Genomic DNA, 19,532 nt, shown 5'->3' on the forward strand with positions numbered 1-19,532 from the left:
CTGCCCGAGGCCAAACCAGCATTTTAACTCTTATATAAGAGATAAGCACGCAGAGCCTATAACTTCAAAACATCATGAAATGCGCAGACAGCATAGTTTTGCCGCAAATTCACGCAATTGAGGCAGAGCAACAGGATACCGGGCACAGAATCCTGAAAACACTACACAGCCGGCCCATTTCGTGCACCACTCTTCAACGCAAAGCGTATATTTCACAAAGAGATCGCTTGCGCAATGCAGTGATGCACATTCTTCACTAGTGGTGTACCGCCCAGCCCCTAGAATGGCCTTTCCACCCGATGCCCTGCCACTTTAGCGGGTATCTGTGGAGTTTTTATTTACTTTTTTGTGGAGATTTCCCATGACCGACATCGTCAAGCCTGCAGAGCCCCATGTGATGACTACCTATGGCCGCGTGCCAGTCGCACTGGAGCGAGGCCAGGGCGTGCGCGTGTGGGATGTCAACGGCAAGGAATACCTCGATGCACTGGGCGGCATCGCCGTCAACACGCTGGGACACAACCATGCCAAACTGGTAGCTGCCCTGCATGACCAGATGACCAAGCTGATCCACACCAGCAACTACTACTACGTGCCGGGTCAGGAAAAGCTGGCCGCCCTGCTGGTCGAGCGCTCGAAGATGACCAACGCCTTCTTCTGCTCCACCGGCCTGGAAGCCAATGAAGCGGCGATCAAGATCGCCCGCAAGTATGGCGTGGACAAGGGCATCGAAAAGCCGGTCATCGTGGTTTTTGACCACGCTTTCCACGGCCGCTCCATTGCCACGATGAGTGCCACGGCCAACCCCAAGGTGCGCAATGGCTTTGGCCCGCTGCTCGATGGCTTCCTGCGCGTGCCTGCCAACGATTTTGTGGCATTGAAAGAGGCAACCGAAGGCAACCCCAATATCGTTGCCGTGATGATGGAGCCCATCCAGGGCGAAGGCGGCCTGCACCCCATGCGCGCCGACTTCATGAAGCAGGTGCGCGAGCTGTGCGATGCCCAGGACTGGCTGTTTGTGGTGGATGAAATCCAGGCCGGCATGGGCCGCACCGGCAAATGGTTTGCCCACCAGTGGGCCGGCATCGTGCCCGATGTGATGTCGCTGGCCAAGGGCCTGGGCTCGGGTGTGCCGATCGGAGCAGTGGTGGCGGGCCCCAAGGCAGCCAAGGTGTTCCAGCCTGGCAACCATGGCACCACGTTCGGCGGCAACCCCCTGGCCATGCGCGCTGGCGTCGAAACCATCCGCATCATGGAAGAAGAGAAGCTGCTGGACAACGCCACCAAGGTCGGCGACTATCTGAAGGCCGCACTGAACAAGGCGCTGGCGGGTACGGAAGGCTTCGTCGAAGTGCGCGGCCAGGGCCTGATGATCGGCGTGGAGCTGAACAAGCCCTGTGGCGAGCTGATCACCCGCGGAGCGCAGGAGGCAGGCCTGCTGTTCAGCGTGACCGCCGACACCGTGATCCGCCTCGTGCCGTCCCTCATCCTGACGGAAGCGGAAGCCGACGAGATCGTCGCCAAGCTGGCTCCGCTGGTCAAGGCATTCCTGGCTGGCAAGTAAACCACGGCTTATGCAAATTCGGATCAGGCCGGCAGGCTGCCAATAGGAAGGCCCGCTGCACCTCTCTGTTTGCATAAGCTCTACAGACAAGACCCGAGCGTTATGAAACATTACCTGCAATTCCAAGACTTCACGGCCGATGAGTATGAATACCTGTTCAAGCGTGCTGCGCTGATCAAGCAGAAGTTCAAGGGCTATGTCACCCACCACACCTTGGCCGACCGCACGCTGGCCATGATCTTTGAAAAGGCCAGCACGCGCACGCGCGTGAGCTTTGAGGCGGGCATGTACCAGTTGGGCGGCTCCGTCGTGCACCTCACCACCGGCGACAGCCAGCTGGGCCGCGCCGAGCCCATCGAGGACAGCGCGCGCGTCATCAGCCGCATGACCGATCTGGTGATGATCCGCACCTTCGGCCAGGAAAAGATCGAGCGCTTTGCCGCGCACTCGCGCGTGCCGGTGATCAACGGCCTGACCAATGAGTTCCACCCCTGCCAGATCCTGGCCGACATCTTCACTTTCATCGAGCATCGCGGCTCCATCCAGGGCAAGACGGTAGCCTGGGTGGGTGACGGCAACAACATGGCCAATACCTGGCTGCAAGCCGCCAACCTGCTGGGCTTCAAGGTGCACGTCAGCACACCCAGCGGCTACGAGATCGATGAAGAACTGGCCTTCAGCGGCCGTCCCTACAGCAAGGATTGCTACAAAATCTTCAGCAACCCGATGGATGCCTGCAAGGATGCAGACCTTGTCACCACCGATGTGTGGACCAGCATGGGTTATGAGGAAGAGAACGAGAAGCGCATGAAGGCCTTTGCCGATTGGTGCGTGGATCAGGAGATGATGGCGATTGCCAAGAAGGATGCCCTCTTCATGCATTGCCTGCCCGCTCACCGAGGCGAGGAAGTGCAGGCCGACGTGATCGACGGCCCGCAGTCCGTCGTCTGGGATGAGGCCGAGAACCGCATGCATGTGCAAAAGGCCCTGATGGAATACCTGCTCATCGGCAAGCAGGGCTGATCGGCATTCCGCCACTCCCACAAACGGCCTTCGGGCCGTTTTTTGATGCCGATCGAGTTCGGCAACAGAGGCAAACAAAAAAGAGGACTGCCAGGCAGTCCTCTTTGCATTTACGGGAGATTTCAGTATTGCTTTGATAGCAACTGGTACTTACCGGTCAAGCGCGCCAGCAGCCATTTCAGTGCCGAATCAGGTGATCAAAGGCCGACAACGCCGCCGTGGCACCGGCACCTGCGGCAATGATGATCTGCTTGAACGGCACGTTCGTGCAATCACCGGCAGCAAACACACCAGGCAGATTGGTTTCCCCCTTGGCATTGATCTCGATCTCGCCAAAGCGCGTCAGGTTCACCGTGCCCTTGAGCCAATCGGTATTGGGCAGCAGACCGATCTGCACAAAGATGCCTTCGAGCGCAACCTGCTTGATCTCGTCGTTGGTGCGGTCCTTGTACGTGAGGCCAGTCACCTTCTTGCCGTCGCCATTCACTTCCGTGGTCTGGGCGTTCAGGATCACCTTTACGTTCGGCAAGGTCGCCAGCTTCTTCTGCAGCACGGCATCGGCCTTCAGCTCCGCAGCAAATTCCAGCACCGTGACACTCTTGACGACACCAGCCAGATCGATGGCCGCCTCAATGCCTGAATTGCCGCCGCCGATCACGGCCACATCCTTGCCCTTGAACAGCGGGCCGTCGCAGTGCGGGCAGTACGTCACACCCTTGGTGCGGTACTTGTCTTCACCAGGCACATTCATGTTGCGCCAACGGGCGCCGGTCGAGAGAATCACGGTCTTGGCCTTGAGCTTGGCGCCCGATTCCGTCTCGATCTCGATCAAGCCACCTTCCTGCGCAGCAGGCGTGAGCCGCTTGGCAGTCTGCAAGGCCATGATGTCCACCTCGTAGTCGCGGATATGGTTTTCCATCGCCGCAGACAGCTTCGGACCTTCGGTCTTGCTGACCGAGATGAAGTTCTCGATATCCACGGTATCGAGCATCTGGCCGCCAATGCGGTCGGCCGCGATGCCGGTGCGGATGCCCTTGCGGGCGGCATAGATGGCTGCAGCCGCGCCGGCGGGGCCACCACCCACCACCAGCACATCAAAGGCTTCCTTGGCAGAAATCTTGGCAGCTTCGCGGGCAGCAGCACCCGTGTCCACCTTGGCCACGATCTCGGCTAGCTCCATGCGGCCCTGGCCAAAGCGTTCGCCATTGACAAAAACGGTAGGCACCGCCATCACTTCGCGCGCTTCCACTTCCTTCTGGAAGATGCCGCCGTCGATCGCAGTGTGCGTGATCTTGGGGTTGAGCACCGCCATCAGATTCAGTGCCTGCACCACATCCGGGCAGTTGTGGCACGACAGCGAGTAGTAGGTCTCGAAGTGCAGTGGCGTATCGATGTTCCTGACCTGCTCCAGCAGATCTGCAGATTCCTTCGATGGGTGGCCACCCACTTGCAGCAACGCCAGCACCAGCGAGGTAAATTCGTGGCCCAATGGCACGCCGGCAAAACGCACGCCGGTATCCACGCCTGGGTTGGTGATCAGAAACGAAGGCCTGCGTTCGTCGCCGTCCTTCTTCTCGACCACGGTGATCTTGTCATTGAGTTCCTTGATGTCCGCGAGCAGCTCGCGCACTTCCTGCGACTTTTCGTCATCGCCCAAGGCCGCCACCAGCTCGACGGGCTTGGTCAGACGCTCCAAGTACGCTTTCAATTGTGCTTTCATGGTGTTGTCGAGCATGGATCTTCCTTTTGACTTTGTAACGACTGAATTTTCTAGTTTTTGAAAAAAACAATGCCCGGGCGCCAGGCACCCGGGCGTCTGAAGCTACTTATTTTGTAGCGGTGTGAGATCGATCAGATCTTGCCGACCAAGTCCAGCGAAGGAGCCAGGGTCTTCTCGCCTTCTTTCCACTTGGCGGGGCACACTTCACCTGGGTGAGCAGCGGTGTACTGAGCAGCCTTGAGCTTGCGCAGGGTTTCCGACACGTCACGGGCGATTTCGTTGGAATGGATTTCCATGGTCTTGATCACGCCATCGGGGTTGATCACGAAAGTGCCGCGCAGTGCCAGGCCTTCTTCAGGAATGTGCACGCCAAAGGCGTTGGTCAGCTGGTGCGTAGGATCGCCAACCAGTGGGAACTGGGCCTTGCCCACGGCGTCGGAGGTTTCATGCCACACCTTGTGCGAGAAGTGCGTGTCGGTGGTGACGATGTAGACCTCTGCGCCAGCCTTCTGGAACTCGGCGTAGTTGTTGGCTGCGTCTTCGATTTCGGTAGGGCAGTTGAAGGTGAAAGCGGCTGGCATGAAGATCACGACAGACCACTTGCCCTTCAGGTCGGCTTCGGTCACGTCGATAAACTCGCCCTTGGCGGCGCCAGCGCGCTGCACGAAAGCAGTGGTCTTGAAGGGTTGGACTTGCGTATTGATCAGGGACATTGCTGTTTCCTTCTAGTGGTAAAAATTGCTTGACAGGGGTTAGTGTAGGAAAATCTGCTTTATTAATCCAATCAATTGAATTGATCGTTTTAATGTACAAAAGCTATTTTAAAAGTTCCTAAGCTGTCGTACTTCTTCAATAGGGACGATTGCCGAATTTGCAAGGCCGCACAGCAGTTTGCGCACCACCTCTGCAAGTTAGCACAGTCGTGTGACAACTGCCTTGCTTCTCGACAAGGCCGCATCATGCAGGTGCGGGCAGGCACTGTCAAATGCGAACACAACTCAACCTTAAACGCAGCCAGAACGCTGCGGCGGGGATTAGTGTCTCGCCTGTTTGGCGCATCGCCGATTCACCCCGACAATAGACCCATCGACCACTGACACACCGAGAAGGAGCCCACCATGAAAGGCGACCCCAAGGCCATTGGCTTTTTGCAAGCCCAGCTGAAAAACGAACTCACCGCCATCAACCAGTACTTTCTGCACTACCGCATGTACAAGCACTGGGGCCTGGACAAGCTGGCCAAGAAGGAATACGAGGAATCCATCGGTGAGATGAAGCACGCCGACTGGCTGATGGACCGCATCTTCATGCTCGATGGACTGCCCAACCTGCAGGATCTGGGCAAGCTGCAGATCGGCGAAGACGTGCCTGAAGCGCTCGCCTGCGATCTGCGTCTGGAGCAAGGCGCGCAAGCCACCATCAAGGACGGCATTGCCCATTGCGAAAGCGTGCGCGACTATGTCTCGCGCGATCTGCTGCAGAAGATTCTGGACGACACCGAAGAGCACATCGACTTCCTGGAGACGCAGCTGGAGCTGATCGACAAGGTCGGCACGCAGAACTACCTGCAGTCGGTGATGGGCGAGCTGGAGTAAGCCCGCCGAGCGTCAAGCTCACACCCTCCAAAGAAAAGGAAAAGGGCGCCATGCGCCCTTTTCCTTTTCTTCATTGCAATGGCTTATCCACCTACATGTCTGCAGTCGCAAGAAAGTCGCTGCCGATGCGGCCGCCCAGCGCATGCACGCGCTCCAGAAAGTGCACCAGGTAGGCATGCAGGCCGGTGGCCAGCAGCTCGTCGATGCGGCCATACTGCAGTTCTGCCAGCAGCAGGCCTGCCTGGCGCTGGGTTTCGGCCGAGTGGTCATTGGCCACTGCCTCCAGAATCTGCACGACCTCGTACATGCTTGCATGCAGGGAGCGTGGCATGTCTCGGCGCAGGATCAGCATCTCGGCCACACGCTCGGGCGTGATCACATTGCGGTAGACCTTGCGGTAAACCTCGAACGCCGAGACGCTGCGCAGAATGGCACTCCAGTGGTAGAAGTCGAACTGCGCTTGGCCTTTGCCTGGCACGGTGCCATGGTAGTCGTTCTTGATGGCGTGGAAGCGTACATCCAGCAAGCGCGCGGTGTTGTCCGCCCGCTCGATGAAGGTGCCCAGCCGCAAAAACCGAAACGCATCGTCCTGCAGCATGGTGCCCAGCGCCACGCCACGCGAAAGGTGTGAACGGTACTTGACCCATTCGAAGAACTTCGCCGGATCGGTCTCGAACTTCTTGGCCTTGAACAGCCGGTTCATGTCCAGCCAGGTCAGGTTCTGCGTCTCCCAAGCCTCTGTGGTCAACGCCCCACGCACGGCACGAGCGTTCTCACGCGCCGCCTGCAGGCAGCTGTAGATCGATGAGGAATTGGTCTCGTCCCGCACCATGAAGTGCAAGACACCTTCCAGGGTGACTTCATCGTGGCGCTGGTAGTAAGCGGGCAGCAGCTCGCTGATCGACAGCACGCTCTGCCAGGCTTTGGTGGCAGCGGACGCAGACTGCGGAAGCATGGAGGTTTCGTAGCTGACATTCAGCATGCGGGCGGTGTTTTCCGCCCGTTCGGTGTAACGGGACATCCAGTAGAGGTGATCGGCGGTACGGCTCAGCATCAATAAAATCTTTCGCTATGCATGATCTTGGTCGAAGGTCAGGTGGTGCGTGCAAGCCTCACTGCTGGCCGCCCTCCCACTCGCTGTAGTCATCCTCCGGGCCGCGCAGCACCCAGGTGTCCTTGGTGCCTCCGCCTTGCGACGAGTTGACGACCAGCGAACCCTCCTTGAGAGCGACACGGGTCAGCCCACCCGGCACCATCTGCACCTGCTTGCCGCTGAGCACGAAGGGACGCAGATCGATATGGCGCGGCGCAATTCCGCTTTCCACATAGGTCGGGCTGCTCGATAGGCTGAGGGTGGGTTGCGCGATATAGCCGCTGGGCTTGGCCTTGAGCACCGCGCGAAACTCCTCGATTTCTGCGCGCGTGGCAGCCGGTCCGATCAACATGCCGTAGCCACCAGCGCCGTGCACCTCCTTCACCACGAGCTCATCCAGATGGTCCAGCACGTAGGCCAGGTCATCCGGCTTGCGGCACATCCAGGTCGGCACATTTTTCAGGATGGCCTCTTCCCCCAGGTAGAAACGGATCATGTCGGGCACATAAGGGTAGACCGACTTGTCGTCGGCCACGCCGGTTCCCACCGCATTGCAGATGGCGACATTGCCCTTGCGGTACACCTGCATCAGGCCCGCGCAGCCCAGCGTGGAATTGGGGCGGAAGACCTGCGGGTCCAGAAAATCGTCGTCCACACGGCGGTAGATCACATCCACGCGTTGCAGCCCCTGCGTGGTGCGCATGTAGAGCATGTCATCGCGCACGACCAGATCCTGCCCTTCCACCAGTTCCACCCCCATTTGCTGAGCGAGGAAGGCATGTTCGAAGTAAGCGCTGTTGTACATGCCTGGCGTCAATACCACCACCGTCGGATTGTTGACGGCGTGGGCGGGAGCACTGGCGCGCAGGGTATCGAGCAGCAAATCGGGGTAGTGGGCCACAGGTGCTACGGCATGGCTGCTGAAAAGCCCGGGAAACAACCGCATCATCATGCGGCGGTTTTCCAGCATGTACGACACCCCGGACGGCACGCGCAGATTGTCTTCCAGCACATAGTAGGTGCCGCTTCCGTCGGCTTCGGCCGCGCGCACGATGTCGATACCTGCCATGTGCGCGTAGATGTCGAGCGGCACATTCACGCCCTGCATTTCGGGCCGGTACTGGCTGTTGTCCAGCACCAGATCGCGCGGCACGATGCCGGCTTTCAGGATTTCCTGGTCGTGGTAGACGTCATGGATGAACCGGTTGAGGGCCGTTACCCGTTGCACCAGGCCCTTTTGCATCTGTCGCCATTCGTGCGAGGGAATGATGCGCGGGATCAGGTCGAACGGAATCAGCCGTTCCGTGCCCGAGCCATCTTCGTCCTTTTCGCCATAGACCGCGAAAGTGATGCCCACACGGCGGAACACCAGTTCGGCCTCTTCACGCAATGCCTGCATCTTGTCGAAAGGCTGCTCCTTGAGCCATTTGGCGTAGGTCTGGTAATGCACCCGCTCGCCCCCCGTGGCGTATGGCAGCCCTTGGTACATCTCATCAAATTTCTGCATCGACATGTCCTTTCTCACGGAATCAGCTTAGCAAGTTTCGCGCCACCGCCAGCTAGGTACTAACCTTCATCGGGTATGAAGGCTTCATTGCCATCCCCTATGGATTTTGCAGGGGAGGCAGCGCGCTCCGATAGGGGCTCGCTGTCAACACGCTCTGAATTTGCACCAAACTGGTGCACCCTATGCTGCCAATACCGCGGCCGAGTCTGGCGCTGGCATTGCAATGCCACCGGCCAGGTGGACTGCCACGATGCAGCGCCGCACTCCACCGTGGAGTGAAACCGGATGCGTTGCTCTGCATACCGCCGCACCACGGGGGCTGCTGGATGACGAAACCGGTTGCGATAGCCCGTTTGCGCCACGGCCCGGCTGGCACCTACGGCAGCCAGCAGCGGCAGGCTTGACGAGGTATTGCTGCCATGGTGTGGAACCAGCATCAGGTCTGCACGAAGCACGGCGCCTCGCTGCACCAGCAGCTGCTCCTGCTGCTTTTCCAGATCACCCAGCAACAATGCGGCTGCCGCATGGCCCTGGTAGGACTGAGCCTGAATGCGCAACACACAGCTGCGCGAATTGCCTGAACGCTGGCGCGCGATGCGTTCATCCGCCGGCAAAGGGCCATCGGGATGCAGAACTTCAAACTGCACCCCATCCCAGCTCCAGGAATGACCCGCAGCACAGTCGCGCCAGGGCAGCGCCTGCAAACCTGACTGGCTGCGCTCCTGCAAGGTCAGAGAGCCCATGGCCTGCGCAGGTCGCAGTTGCTCTGCCACAGCAGCGCTGCCGCCGGTATGGTCACTGTCACCATGGCTGAGCACCAGCATGTCCAGCACGCCCGATTCACGCCCTTGCGCCGCCAGCGCACGCAGGGCTGGCACCACCACACGGTCGCCCGCATTGCTGCCCGGGCCGTAGACGGGCCCCGTGTCATACAACAGACTGTGGCGGGCCGTCTGTACCAGCACCGCCTGACCCTGCCCCACATCCAGCGCCAGCAGGCTGAACTGCCCCTCGACGGGGCGCAGCGGCTGCCACCACAGTGCGGGCAGCAGGCATGGCAGGCCCAGCACGCGCAGCTGCCACGGCAGCGGCAATGCGAGCAAGATGCCGCCCGCCATGGCTGCCACCGCCGCCCACCATGGCGCGGCAGGCAGCCACAGCGCAGCGTGCGGCCAGCGCGCCAGCCATTCCAGCCACACCATCAGTATCTGCATGGCCCAGGCAGCCAGATCCCACAACGGGGGCAGCACCACGCCCAGCAATGCCAGAGGCGTCGCCACCCAGGTCACCCACGGTATGGCCAGCACATTCGCCAGCAGGCCAACCACCGAGACCTGGCCAAACAGCAACAGGGACAGTGGCGTGATGGCCACCGTCACGATCCACTGTTCGCGCAACAGTGCCAGCAACCGGCGCTTGGTGCCCTGTAGCCGCCCAGCAGAGAGTTCATGGGCACCGCCCGCTCCTATATCCGAAGCAAACAAAATGCCCACAGCCAGAAAACTGAGCCAGAACCCTGCTTGCAGCAGAGCCATGGGCTGAAAAAGAACCACTGCGCTGCACGCCATCAGCCATGTCACATACCAGGGCCATGGCCTGCCGCCCAGCCTTTGCATGGCGATCATCGCCAGCATCAGCACGGTGCGCTGCGCAGGCACTCCCCAGCCGCTGAACACGGCATAGGCAAAAGCGCTCAGCACCCCGGCAACCAGGGCCACCTGTGGCGCGGGCAGCCACAGGCACAGGTGGCTGCTGCGGCGCCAGCACCAGCCCACCACCATGCCAGCAGCCCAGGCAAACACGGTGATGTGCAGGCCCGAAATCGCCATCAGATGTGCCACACCAGTAGTGCGAAAGACACGCCAGTCTTCGCGGTCGATAACGCGCTGTTCGCCGGTGACCAATGCCACCAACACGCCAGCAATACGGGCCCGCCGTGTCTCCGCATCCTCCCAGCCCCCATCGCCACCTGCACGCCTGCCCTCGGCAACCGGCGCCAGCCGGTGCACCATGGCGTCGCGCACATGCTGCCGCAGGCGTTCCACCGGATGTGCGTTGCCAGCCTCCAGCAGTTGCGGACCGGCCTGCCGGCTGCCACCGGCCCGAGCGCCCGCTGGCAAGCGCACATAGCCCGTAGCGTGTACGCCCTGCTCCCACATCCACAGTTCATAGTCAAACCCATGCGGGTTGGCGCTGCCGTGGGGCGCCTTGAGCCGCACCGGCAAGCGCCAGCGCTGTCCGGCCGCCAGCACAGGAATGGCTGCAGCCCCCGCTGGTGCAGCACTACGCAGAGCATTCGCAGCGGGCTGTGCATACCATGCGAGATCGACCAACGGCGGCACTGCAACCGGTCGCCCGGCAAATTCCGCCGTGTCAACCTGCAGGCGAAAGCGCTGCCCCAGGGCCGTTTGCTGTGGCATGGCAACAATGGTGCCTTGCAGCAGCAGATCTGCCCCTTCCAGCGCGGGATCCAGCCGCAGCGTCATCTGCTGCGAGGCCTGCCAGCCCGCCAGCCCCCAGGCCAGCGCGCAAGCTGCCAGCATTGCGCCCAAGTGATCGGCGCAACGGCGCCATCCACGGTGTTTTTTGCATGCGCCAGCGCGCCCTATACACCAGGCGCTTGCCAATGTGCCCAGGCCCATCGCCCATCCATACACCGCTTGCGGGTAGAGCTCCGATTGCTGCAGCTGTAATGTGGCGCCCAGCACAATACCCCAAAGCCATGCCAGAGGCTGCCACCCCGAAAAAGACGCAGTTGCGCCCTGCACGGAAGAGCGTGGAGACGGTGACAAGGCGCTTGGCATGGTGCCATGCTAGGCATCACCATTGCCGTGTTTCCAAGGGTTGGCCCCCTGAGCAGACGAACGGTAGACATTCATGACGAAGGTCATCGCCTGTGCTGGGAAGCAGTATGCATTTGTGCCACACTTGGCGCTTTCTGCAATCGGCGCAGCTCTGCTGCCCCCACCAACCACCGAGGACTCCATGAGCGTTTACGACCAACTCCAAGCCTTGAACATCAGCCTGCCGCCGCTGGCCATTCCCGCTGCTGCCTATGTGCCCTATGTGCAGACCGGCAACATGGTCTTCCTGAGCGGCCACATAGCGCGCAAGGATGGCAAGCCCTGGGTGGCGCAGTTTGGTCGCAACATCACTACCGAAGAAGGCAAGCTTGCCGCGCGCGCCGTGGCCATTGATCTGCTGGGCACCTTGCAGCACGCAGCGGGCGGTGACCTCAACCGTGTCAAGCGCATTGTCAAGCTGATGAGCCTGGTCAACAGCACCAGCGATTTCACCGAGCAGCACCTCGTCACCAACGGCGCCAGCGAATTGATGGCCGAAGTGTTTGGCGCTGAAAAAGGCGCCCATGCCCGCAGCGCCTTCGGCGTGGCACAGATCCCCTTCGGCGCCTGCGTGGAAATCGAGCTGATCGCCGAGCTGGCCTGATACCCGGGCCCCAGGCCTACGCCAGCGGCGCCAATGCCTTTTGGGCATGGCGCCGCTGCCTTTTTGCATAGAAAAACGGCAAACGGGGCTGGTACGATGTGCGGCAAGCATGCAAATTTGATAGCAAAACTGATTTGCAGGCATTCCTTTCCTTGACCATCAGCAGGACACCAACCATGAGCGTTTACGACCAACTCAAAGCCCTGAACATCGAGCTGCCCCCGGTGCGCACGCCCGCTGCAGCCTATTCCCCTTTTGCACAGACCGGCAACCTGGTCTTCATCAGCGGCCACACCGCCAGCAAGAATGGGCAACCCTGGGCAGGCAAGCTCGGCAAGAACATCGACACTGCCGAAGGCAAGCTGGCCGCGCGCTCAGTTGCCATTGACCTGATGGGCACCCTGCAGGCAGCCGTGGGCGGAGACCTCAACCGCGTCAAGCGCATCGTCAAGCTGATGAGCCTGGTCAACAGCACGGACGAGTTCACCGAGCAGCACCTTGTCACCAACGGCGCCAGCGAGTTGATCGCCCAGGTGTTCGGCCCAGAAAAAGGCGCCCATGCCCGCAGCGCATTTGGCGTGGCACAGGTTCCCCGTGGTGCCTGCGTCGAGATCGAGCTGATTGCCGAAGTGGAATGAAAGCGACTCGCTGAAGCGCCTGAATCCAGGCTTCAAACTTCACACTTCAGATCCAAACGCGCCCTCGGGCGCGTTTTTTGCGTTTTTGCTCTCGGCGTTTTTTGCATCTGCAGCCCTGGCCACTCAGGACACTCCTTTTGTCCATTGAGTGACAAAGCGTCCCGGCACTCCACCCCACAATGCCAGACACCCTCTCCGCCCGCCATCGCACACGCCATGTCTCAAGATTTCCCTGCCAGCGCCGGTCTCCTGTCTTCCGTGGAAGCAATTGCACCGCAATTCGTCTCGATTCGCAGATCGATCCACGCCCACCCAGAACTGGCTTTTGAAGAACAGCGAACCAGCGACCTGGTCGCCAGCACCCTCGAAGGCCTGGGCTACAAGGTACATCGCGGCCTGGGCTCTACGGGCGTTGTGGGCCAGTTGACCAAGGGCAATGGCAGCAAGGCCATCGGCATTCGCGCCGACATGGATGCACTCCCCATCCAGGAGCGCACGGGCCTCGATTACGCCAGCACCTTGCCCGGCAAGATGCATGCCTGCGGACATGATGGCCACACCGCCATCTTGCTGTGCGCTGCGAGGTACCTGGCCCAGTCTGTGGATTTCAACGGCACACTGAACCTGATCTTCCAGCCTGCGGAAGAGAACGAAGGCGGCGCGCTGCGCATGGTGGATGAAGGCCTGTTCGACCTCTTTCCCTGCGACGAAATCTACGCCCTGCACAACGCCCCCGGCCTGCCCGTTGGCAAGATGGCGATCAGCCCGGGCCCTGCCATGGCCTCGTTTGACCGCGTCACCATCCGGTTGCATGGCCGCAGCGCCCACGGCGCCATGCCCCACCATGGCATCGACCCGATGCAGTGCGCAGCCAGCATCGTGCTGGGCCTGCAATCCATCGTCACCCGCGAAATCGATGCTTTGCACGCGGCAGTGATCACCGTCGGCTCCATCCAGGCGGGCGAAGTCTACAACATCGTTCCCGAATCTGCGTTGCTGAAAATCGGCGTGCGCACGCTCGACCTCGCAGTGCGCACGCTGGTCGAAAAGCGCATCCGCCAGTTTGTCGAAGGCCAGGCCCAGAGCTACCAGTTGAACTGCGAGATCGACTACCTGCACAAATACCCCGTGCTGGTGAACCATCCCGCGCAGACGGAATACGCCCGCGAGGCCGCCATCCGCCTGCTGGGCGCCGACAATGTGAGCCAGCGCACGCCCACCATGGGCAGCGAGGATTTTGCCTACATGCTCCAAAAGCGCCCCGGCGCCTACATTCGCCTGGGCAATGGCGTTGGCGAAGATGGCGGCTGCATGGTGCACAACCCGCTGTACGACTTCAACGACAAGGCCCTGACCATTGGCGCCGCCTTCTGGTCGCACCTCGTCCAGAGCTATCTGCGCTAGCCCCTGTCGCCCCCGCGCATCTGCACATCTTTCCGGAGCCTTCATGCAGCACATCCATCGCCGCCATTTCATCCAGGGCCTGGGCGCCACGGCGGGCCTTGCCGGTCTGTCGGCCATCACACCGCTTGCGTGGGCCAGCGATGCATTCCCCAGCAAGCCGTTGAGTCTGGTCGTTCCCTATCCCGCAGGCGGCGCCAGCGACGTGGCAGCGCGGATCTTTGCGGAATCCATGGGCAAGACGCTGCAGCAGCAGGTCATCGTCGAGAACATCGGCGGCGGCACCGGCCTGCTGGGCGCTGGCAAGGTGCTGTCCGCACCCAGCGACGGATATACCTTCTTCCACGGCTCGGCCAACGAAGTCTTTCTGGCCCCCATGCTGAACCCGGCTGCGCGCTACAAACCGCAGGATTTCAGCTTCGCCTGCCCCACCACCGATGCCGTCATCGTGCTGCTGGTGAAGAGCGACCTGCCCGCCCGCACCTACGACGAATTCATCGACTTTGCCAAAAAGCGCCAGGACAAACCGCTCACCTACGCAACGGTGGGCATCGACTCCATGTACAACCTGATGGGCGATGCCCTGGCAGCGCAGCTGAAGCTGCCCTTTCTGCACGTGCCCTACAAGGGTGCAGCACCGGCCCTGCAGGATGTGGCTGGCGGACAGGTGGATTTCGCCATCCTGCCGTACCAGACCAGCTTCGATGGCATGCAGCAGCAGGGCCGCCTGCGCATTCTCACCAGCTTCTCCAAGACGCTGCCCGAGCCCATCAGACACCTGCCACTCATCTCCGCAAGCCGGCACACACCCGATTTCGAGCATACGATCGGAGGCGGCTACTTTGTGCGCAAGGGCACGCCGCCAGAGCGCTCTGCCGTACTGCGCAATGCAGTCTCTGCCGCGCTGGCAACGCCTGCCATCCGCAGCAAGCTCGAATCCGAAGGCCGCAATGTGCGCCAGCCGATCAACTCGCAACCCCAGGCGGATGAGGTGTTCCAGCAGCAATATGCGCGGCTGAACCAGTTGATCCAGGCCGTGGGGCGCAAGGCACTGGCATAGCCTCTGTGCATGGAAAACCGGAGCCAATAGCCGCACACCTGCGGCTTTTTTTCAGGCCGCTATCATGGTCCGCAGAACTCGACACCTGTCCCATGAGCACACCCTCCCCCTCGCCTTCCCCCGCCACGGCCAGTCCCCGCAGCGGATTCAAACGCCTGCGCAGCGGCTGGCTGGTCGCCACCGCCTGCTCCATTGCCGCATGCGCATCCACTCCCGACGAAGAAAGCCAGCGCCGCTACCAAGCCTCGCAACAGTATTCGGCGCAGGACCAGCGCTTTCGCAACGGCCCCAACCCCGACATCAAGCCCCACGCAGGCGGGTTGCAGATCTGGTCGCGTTTTCTGTTCGGCGACAAAACCGGCACCGTGCCGCTAGACCCGATTCCCGTGCAGCCAGTGACGCAGGCGCAGTTGCAGGCGCTGCCGGACGACGCCAACCACATCATCCGGCTGGGCCACTCCTCGCACCTGCTCAAGCTGCAGGGCCGCTACTGGCTGATTGATCCGGTGTTTGGCGAGCGCGTGTCGCCTTTCAGCTTCATTGGCCCCAAGCGCTTTCACCCCACGCCGCTGCCGCTGCAGGAGTTGCCACCGATTGCAGGCCTCGTGCTCTCGCATGACCACTATGACCATCTGGACGAGCCCACGATCAAGTTTCTGCTCGGCAAGGTAGAGCGCTATTTCGTGCCACTGGCGGTCGGTGCCCGCCTGCGTGCCATGGGGGTGGAAGCGGACCGCATCACCGAACTCGACTGGTGGCAGGCCGATGCGCACGCCGGCGTCACCCTCACGGCCACGCCTTCGCAGCATTTCTCAGGCCGCACGCTCAACGACCGCAACAGCACGCTCTGGGCGTCGTGGGTGCTGCAGGCGGGGGGCCAGCGCATTTTCTATACCGGCGATTCAGGCTATTTCCCCGGCTTCAAGACCATTGGCGAAAAGCTCGGACCCATGGATGTGGCCTTGATGGAAAACGGCGCCTACGATGCCTACTGGCCCTCGGTACACATGACGCCTGAGGAAACCGTGCAGGCCTTCATCGATGTGCGCGGCCAAGTGCTCTACAGCGTGCACAACAGCACCTTTGCCCTGGCCATGCACAGTTGGCGCGATCCTCTGGACCGCCTGGAGGCGCTGGCCCAGCAGCGCGGCATCGCGCTGGCAACCCCGGAAATCGGCGAGGTGCTGACCGTTGGCCTGCCGCGCAGCAATGCGCTGTGGTGGAAAAACCTACGTTAAGCACTGATGACCGCAATGGCGCTAATCGCAGCGCCTGCGCGCACTACCATCGCTTCGCATACCTGCCGCAGGGCGCCGTACTGCCCTGTATGAGCGCCTTTCAGGATCGTGTTCATGGTCCTGCGGCAGATTTCCCACCGATTCCCTAACGATTTCCCAGGAGACAGCACCATGAGCAACACCGCCACCCGTCTGACCAGCCATCCCGAAGAGGCCGCTGTGCGCGCACCGCTGGAGCTGTACATGCGCGGCCATGCCGAAGACAGTGCCGAGCACATGCGCGCCGCCTTCATGCCCACCGCGCGGCTGGAGAGCGTTCGCGAAGGCCCGCTGACATCGTGGGACCTCGATACCTACTGCCAGCGTTTCAAGAACACCCCCGCCGCCGACGAGGCCACACGCCGCCGCACCATCGATACGCTCGATATCGTGGGCACGGCGGCCAGCGCCAAGGTCACCCTGGTGCACGGCAATATCACCTTCACCGACTACTTCGTGCTGCTCAAGACCGAGCAGGGCTGGAAGATCGCCAACAAGGCCTTCCATGCACAGGTCGCCTGATCTCCTGAAAAACCAAAAAAATAGCTGCCAGCGCTTTTCCCCTATGTGCCAGCAGCTATCTTTTGGATACTGATACCGACCCTGGCCCCGACAACAGGCGCTCACTCTGCCTGAATATTGGCCCGCTGCGCCACCTCGCGCATCAGTGGCAGCTCGCGCTCCACACGCTCGCGCAGTGCCGCACCCGGCCCCCAGGCGGGTGTCAGGCCAATGTCCACGAGCTTGCGCTGCATCTCGGGCACGGCCATCACATCGGCCAGTGATTGTTCCAGCTTCTTTTGCACCGGCGCGGGCAGGCCGGCTGGCGCCATGAAGGTGAACCAGGTACTCATGTCAAAACCCGGGTAGCCACTCTCGGCCACCGTCGGCACCTGCGGCAGCAGGGCCAGCCGCTTGGCACCCAGTGCGGCAATCGGCTTGATCTTGCCCGACTTGATCAGTGGCGTGGTCGCCACCACCGTATCGACGGCCAGTTGCACCTGCCCGCCCATGAGCGCGGTGAGGCTGGGCGAGCTGCCGTTGAAGGGCACGTGCAGCATGCTCAATCCCGTGGCGGACTTGAGCAGCTCGCCCCCAAAATGCACCGATGACGCCGTGCCGAAAGTGCCATACGAGAACTTGTCCGGCGCGGCTTTCGATTCAGCGACAAGCTCCTGCAGGGTATTGGCCTTTACCTCGTTGTTGGCCACCAGCACCAGACCCATGTCGGCCACCACGCCCAGCATGGTGAAGCCGCGCTGCGGATCGTAGGGCAGCGTCTTGCGCACCACGGGGTTCATCGTCAGCGTCGAGCCCGCCCCCAGCAGCAGGGTGTAACCGTCGGGCTGCGCCTTGGCCACCAGCCCCGCCCCCACGGCCGTACTGGCGCCGGGGCGGTTGTCCACGATCACGGGCTGGCCCAGCTTCTCACCCAGTGATGTAGCCAGCAGGCGGCCCAGAATGTCGGTCGCGCCGCCGGGCGCATAGGGCACCACCAGCTTGATCGGTCGATCGGGATAGTGCTGCTGCGCGAGGGCTGGTGGCAGCGCCAGTGCAGCAGCACTGGCCACCATGCAGATGAGGAAGCGGGAGCGGGACAAGGCCATGGTGAAAATCTCCTTAGGAAGATACGCTTTCTGGAAACACGAGATCAAGCCAGCAGCGGACTTGCCACGCGCGCATGGCCGCTGGCCTGGTCGTAGGCATGGCCCATCTGCAGCACGGCCAGATCGGCCTGCACAGGTCCGATGATCTGCAAGCCTGCAGGCAGCCCTTGCGTACTGAAGCCCGCAGGTGCTGCCAGCGCTGGCAGGCCCGCCATGGTGGCGGGAACCACCGCCTGCATCCAGCGGTGGTAGGTGTCCATGGTGCTGCCACCCACGGTCTTGGGCCAGTCCAGCTCCGCCTGGAAAGGAAAGACCTGGGCGGCAGGCAGGATGAGGAAATCGTAGGTTTCGAACAACCGCCGCAGCGTCTCATACCAGGCGCTTCGCACGCGTGCCGCCGCATAGATGTCCATGGCGGACAGCGCGCGGCCACGCTCCATCTCCCACACGGCTTCGGGTTTGAGCAATGCACGTTTGGCCGGCTCGTCGTACAGCGCCGCATTGGCGCCCGCCACGCTGAAACTGCGCAGGTCGATCCAGGCGCGCCACAGCTGCTCCATGTCGAAAGGCGGCACCACCTCATCCACCGTGCAGCCGATATCCGTGAACGCATGCAGTGCAGCGCGGCATACATCAAGTACTCCAGGCTCAGTGGGCAGGTGCCCGCCCAAATCGCCCAGCCAGCCCATGCGCGCTCCGCGAAAATCGCGCGGCAGCGCCCCGCCCCAGTCCTGCGCACCCTCGCTGCGCCGCGTGAGCGGCAACCGTGCATCAAACCCCGCCTGCACCGACAGCAGCAGCGCCAGATCGGGAATATTGCGCGCCATCGGCCCCGCCACGCTGAACTGCTGGAAGAACACCTCATCGCCCGGCCCGTGCGGCACACAGCCCACCGAGGTGCGCAGGCCATAGACGTTGTTGAATGCGGCCGGCGTGCGCAGCGAACCCATCATGTCCGAGCCATCGGCCACCGGCAGCATGCGCAAGGCCACGGCCACGGCTGCACCGCCGCTGCTGCCTCCCGCCGAGCGCGCGGGATCGAAGGCATTGCGCGTGGTGCCGTAGACCGGGTTGTAGGTGTGGCCACCCAACCCGAATTCGGGCGAATTGCTGCGCGCCACAAACAGTGCGCCGCCAGCGCGCATGCGCTCGAAAACCACCGCATCCGCCTGCGTCACCTGGCCTGCGAAGATCGGCGAGCCCTTTGTGGTGACCATGCCTGCAGCGGGTGAGATGTCCTTGGGCGCCTGCGGAAAGCCATGCAGCGGGCCCCGGCTGTGGCCGCGCGCCAACTCCTCGTCAAGCTGGCGCGCCTGCGCCAGCAGCGGCTCGCGGGGCATGGGCGCCACCAAGGCATTGACCTGCGGGTTGAGCCGATCCATCTGCGCCCAGAAGGCCTGCAGCACCTCGGTGCAGGAAATCTCTTTGCGATGGATGGCTGCGGATAGCTGGGTGGCGCTGAGTTCCACAATGCCGGAGCTGGCAGAAACAGGGTGCTCGCTCATTGAATGTCCGTCTCCTGGATGTCTTGAAAATTCAGCATAGGGAAACATCCACTTTCCGACAATCACAATTTTCTGCGGTTATCGTTGCGTTTTTT

16 protein-coding genes are annotated in these 19,532 nt (G+C 61.7%); 9 read left to right on the forward strand and 7 right to left on the reverse strand.

What is annotated here, in order from left to right:
* Window positions 1–361: 361 nt before the first annotated feature.
* Together ACH2DG_RS03265 and argF are read left to right on the forward strand one after the other, a co-directional pair.
* A complete protein-coding gene (locus ACH2DG_RS03265) occupies window positions 362–1,564 on the forward strand; it encodes an aspartate aminotransferase family protein (RefSeq protein ID WP_224151747.1) in 1,203 nt (400 codons plus the stop codon).
* A gap of 102 nt (window positions 1,565–1,666) precedes the next feature.
* Window positions 1,667–2,587, forward strand: a complete 921-nt coding sequence (gene argF, locus ACH2DG_RS03270; RefSeq protein WP_395024273.1) for an ornithine carbamoyltransferase — start codon at window positions 1,667–1,669, stop codon at window positions 2,585–2,587.
* 178 nt (window positions 2,588–2,765) lie between these two features.
* Here argF and ahpF read toward each other — a convergent pair whose 3' ends face one another.
* Together ahpF and ahpC are read right to left on the reverse strand one after the other, a co-directional pair.
* On the reverse strand, window positions 2,766–4,322 hold the full coding sequence (ahpF, locus tag ACH2DG_RS03275) for an alkyl hydroperoxide reductase subunit F (protein WP_395024274.1): 1,557 nt from the start codon (window positions 4,320–4,322) through the stop codon (window positions 2,766–2,768).
* A gap of 116 nt (window positions 4,323–4,438) precedes the next feature.
* Window positions 4,439–5,020 carry an alkyl hydroperoxide reductase subunit C gene (gene ahpC / locus ACH2DG_RS03280; protein WP_184705959.1) on the reverse strand — a complete coding sequence of 194 codons (582 nt, stop codon included), beginning with the start codon at window positions 5,018–5,020 and terminating at the stop codon, window positions 4,439–4,441.
* A gap of 405 nt (window positions 5,021–5,425) precedes the next feature.
* Here ahpC and bfr point away from each other — a divergent pair, with 405 nt between their 5' ends.
* Window positions 5,426–5,902 carry a bacterioferritin gene (gene bfr, locus ACH2DG_RS03285; RefSeq protein ID WP_224151743.1) on the forward strand — a complete coding sequence of 159 codons (477 nt, stop codon included), beginning with the start codon at window positions 5,426–5,428 and terminating at the stop codon, window positions 5,900–5,902.
* 91 nt (window positions 5,903–5,993) lie between these two features.
* Here bfr and ACH2DG_RS03290 read toward each other — a convergent pair whose 3' ends face one another.
* The 3 genes from ACH2DG_RS03290 to ACH2DG_RS03300 are packed head-to-tail and all read right to left on the reverse strand — an operon-like array spanning window position 5,994 to window position 11,306.
* Entirely contained in the window at window positions 5,994–6,956 is a 963-nt protein-coding gene (locus ACH2DG_RS03290; RefSeq protein WP_395024275.1) for an alpha-E domain-containing protein, read from the reverse strand.
* 58 nt (window positions 6,957–7,014) lie between these two features.
* On the reverse strand, window positions 7,015–8,502 hold the full coding sequence (locus ACH2DG_RS03295) for a circularly permuted type 2 ATP-grasp protein (protein WP_395024276.1): 1,488 nt from the start codon (window positions 8,500–8,502) through the stop codon (window positions 7,015–7,017).
* Between the two features lie 59 nt (window positions 8,503–8,561).
* On the reverse strand, window positions 8,562–11,306 hold the full coding sequence (locus ACH2DG_RS03300) for a DNA internalization-related competence protein ComEC/Rec2 (protein WP_395024277.1): 2,745 nt from the start codon (window positions 11,304–11,306) through the stop codon (window positions 8,562–8,564).
* Between the two features lie 181 nt (window positions 11,307–11,487).
* Between ACH2DG_RS03300 and ACH2DG_RS03305 the strand changes: the two genes are divergently transcribed.
* The 6 genes from ACH2DG_RS03305 to ACH2DG_RS03330 all read left to right on the forward strand — a co-directional run bounded on the left by ACH2DG_RS03305 (window position 11,488) and on the right by ACH2DG_RS03330 (window position 16,847).
* Window positions 11,488–11,949 carry a RidA family protein gene (locus tag ACH2DG_RS03305; RefSeq protein ID WP_224151739.1) on the forward strand — a complete coding sequence of 154 codons (462 nt, stop codon included), beginning with the start codon at window positions 11,488–11,490 and terminating at the stop codon, window positions 11,947–11,949.
* 176 nt (window positions 11,950–12,125) lie between these two features.
* Window positions 12,126–12,587 carry a RidA family protein gene (locus ACH2DG_RS03310; RefSeq protein ID WP_395024278.1) on the forward strand — a complete coding sequence of 154 codons (462 nt, stop codon included), beginning with the start codon at window positions 12,126–12,128 and terminating at the stop codon, window positions 12,585–12,587.
* Between the two features lie 216 nt (window positions 12,588–12,803).
* Window positions 12,804–13,991, forward strand: coding sequence for a M20 aminoacylase family protein (locus tag ACH2DG_RS03315; protein WP_395024279.1), 1,188 nt, complete (start codon window positions 12,804–12,806; stop codon window positions 13,989–13,991).
* Between the two features lie 43 nt (window positions 13,992–14,034).
* A complete protein-coding gene (locus tag ACH2DG_RS03320) occupies window positions 14,035–15,048 on the forward strand; it encodes a Bug family tripartite tricarboxylate transporter substrate binding protein (protein WP_395024280.1) in 1,014 nt (337 codons plus the stop codon).
* Window positions 15,049–15,140: 92 nt separating this feature from the next.
* Window positions 15,141–16,286, forward strand: coding sequence for an MBL fold metallo-hydrolase (locus ACH2DG_RS03325; protein ID WP_395024281.1), 1,146 nt, complete (start codon window positions 15,141–15,143; stop codon window positions 16,284–16,286).
* Window positions 16,287–16,457: 171 nt separating this feature from the next.
* On the forward strand, window positions 16,458–16,847 hold the full coding sequence (locus ACH2DG_RS03330; protein ID WP_395024282.1) for a nuclear transport factor 2 family protein: 390 nt from the start codon (window positions 16,458–16,460) through the stop codon (window positions 16,845–16,847).
* A gap of 101 nt (window positions 16,848–16,948) precedes the next feature.
* Here ACH2DG_RS03330 and ACH2DG_RS03335 read toward each other — a convergent pair whose 3' ends face one another.
* Together ACH2DG_RS03335 and ACH2DG_RS03340 are read right to left on the reverse strand one after the other, a co-directional pair.
* The gene (locus ACH2DG_RS03335; RefSeq protein WP_395024283.1) at window positions 16,949–17,932 is read right to left on the reverse strand and encodes a Bug family tripartite tricarboxylate transporter substrate binding protein; all 984 of its coding nucleotides are present in this window, start codon (window positions 17,930–17,932) and stop codon (window positions 16,949–16,951) included.
* A 44-nt stretch (window positions 17,933–17,976) separates the two neighbouring features.
* The gene (locus tag ACH2DG_RS03340; protein ID WP_395024284.1) at window positions 17,977–19,437 is read right to left on the reverse strand and encodes an amidase; all 1,461 of its coding nucleotides are present in this window, start codon (window positions 19,435–19,437) and stop codon (window positions 17,977–17,979) included.
* Window positions 19,438–19,532 lie beyond the last annotated feature (95 nt).

The sequence above is a fragment of the Comamonas odontotermitis genome, from assembly GCF_040396735.1.
GTDB classification, from domain to species: domain Bacteria; phylum Pseudomonadota; class Gammaproteobacteria; order Burkholderiales; family Burkholderiaceae_C; genus Comamonas; species Comamonas odontotermitis_C.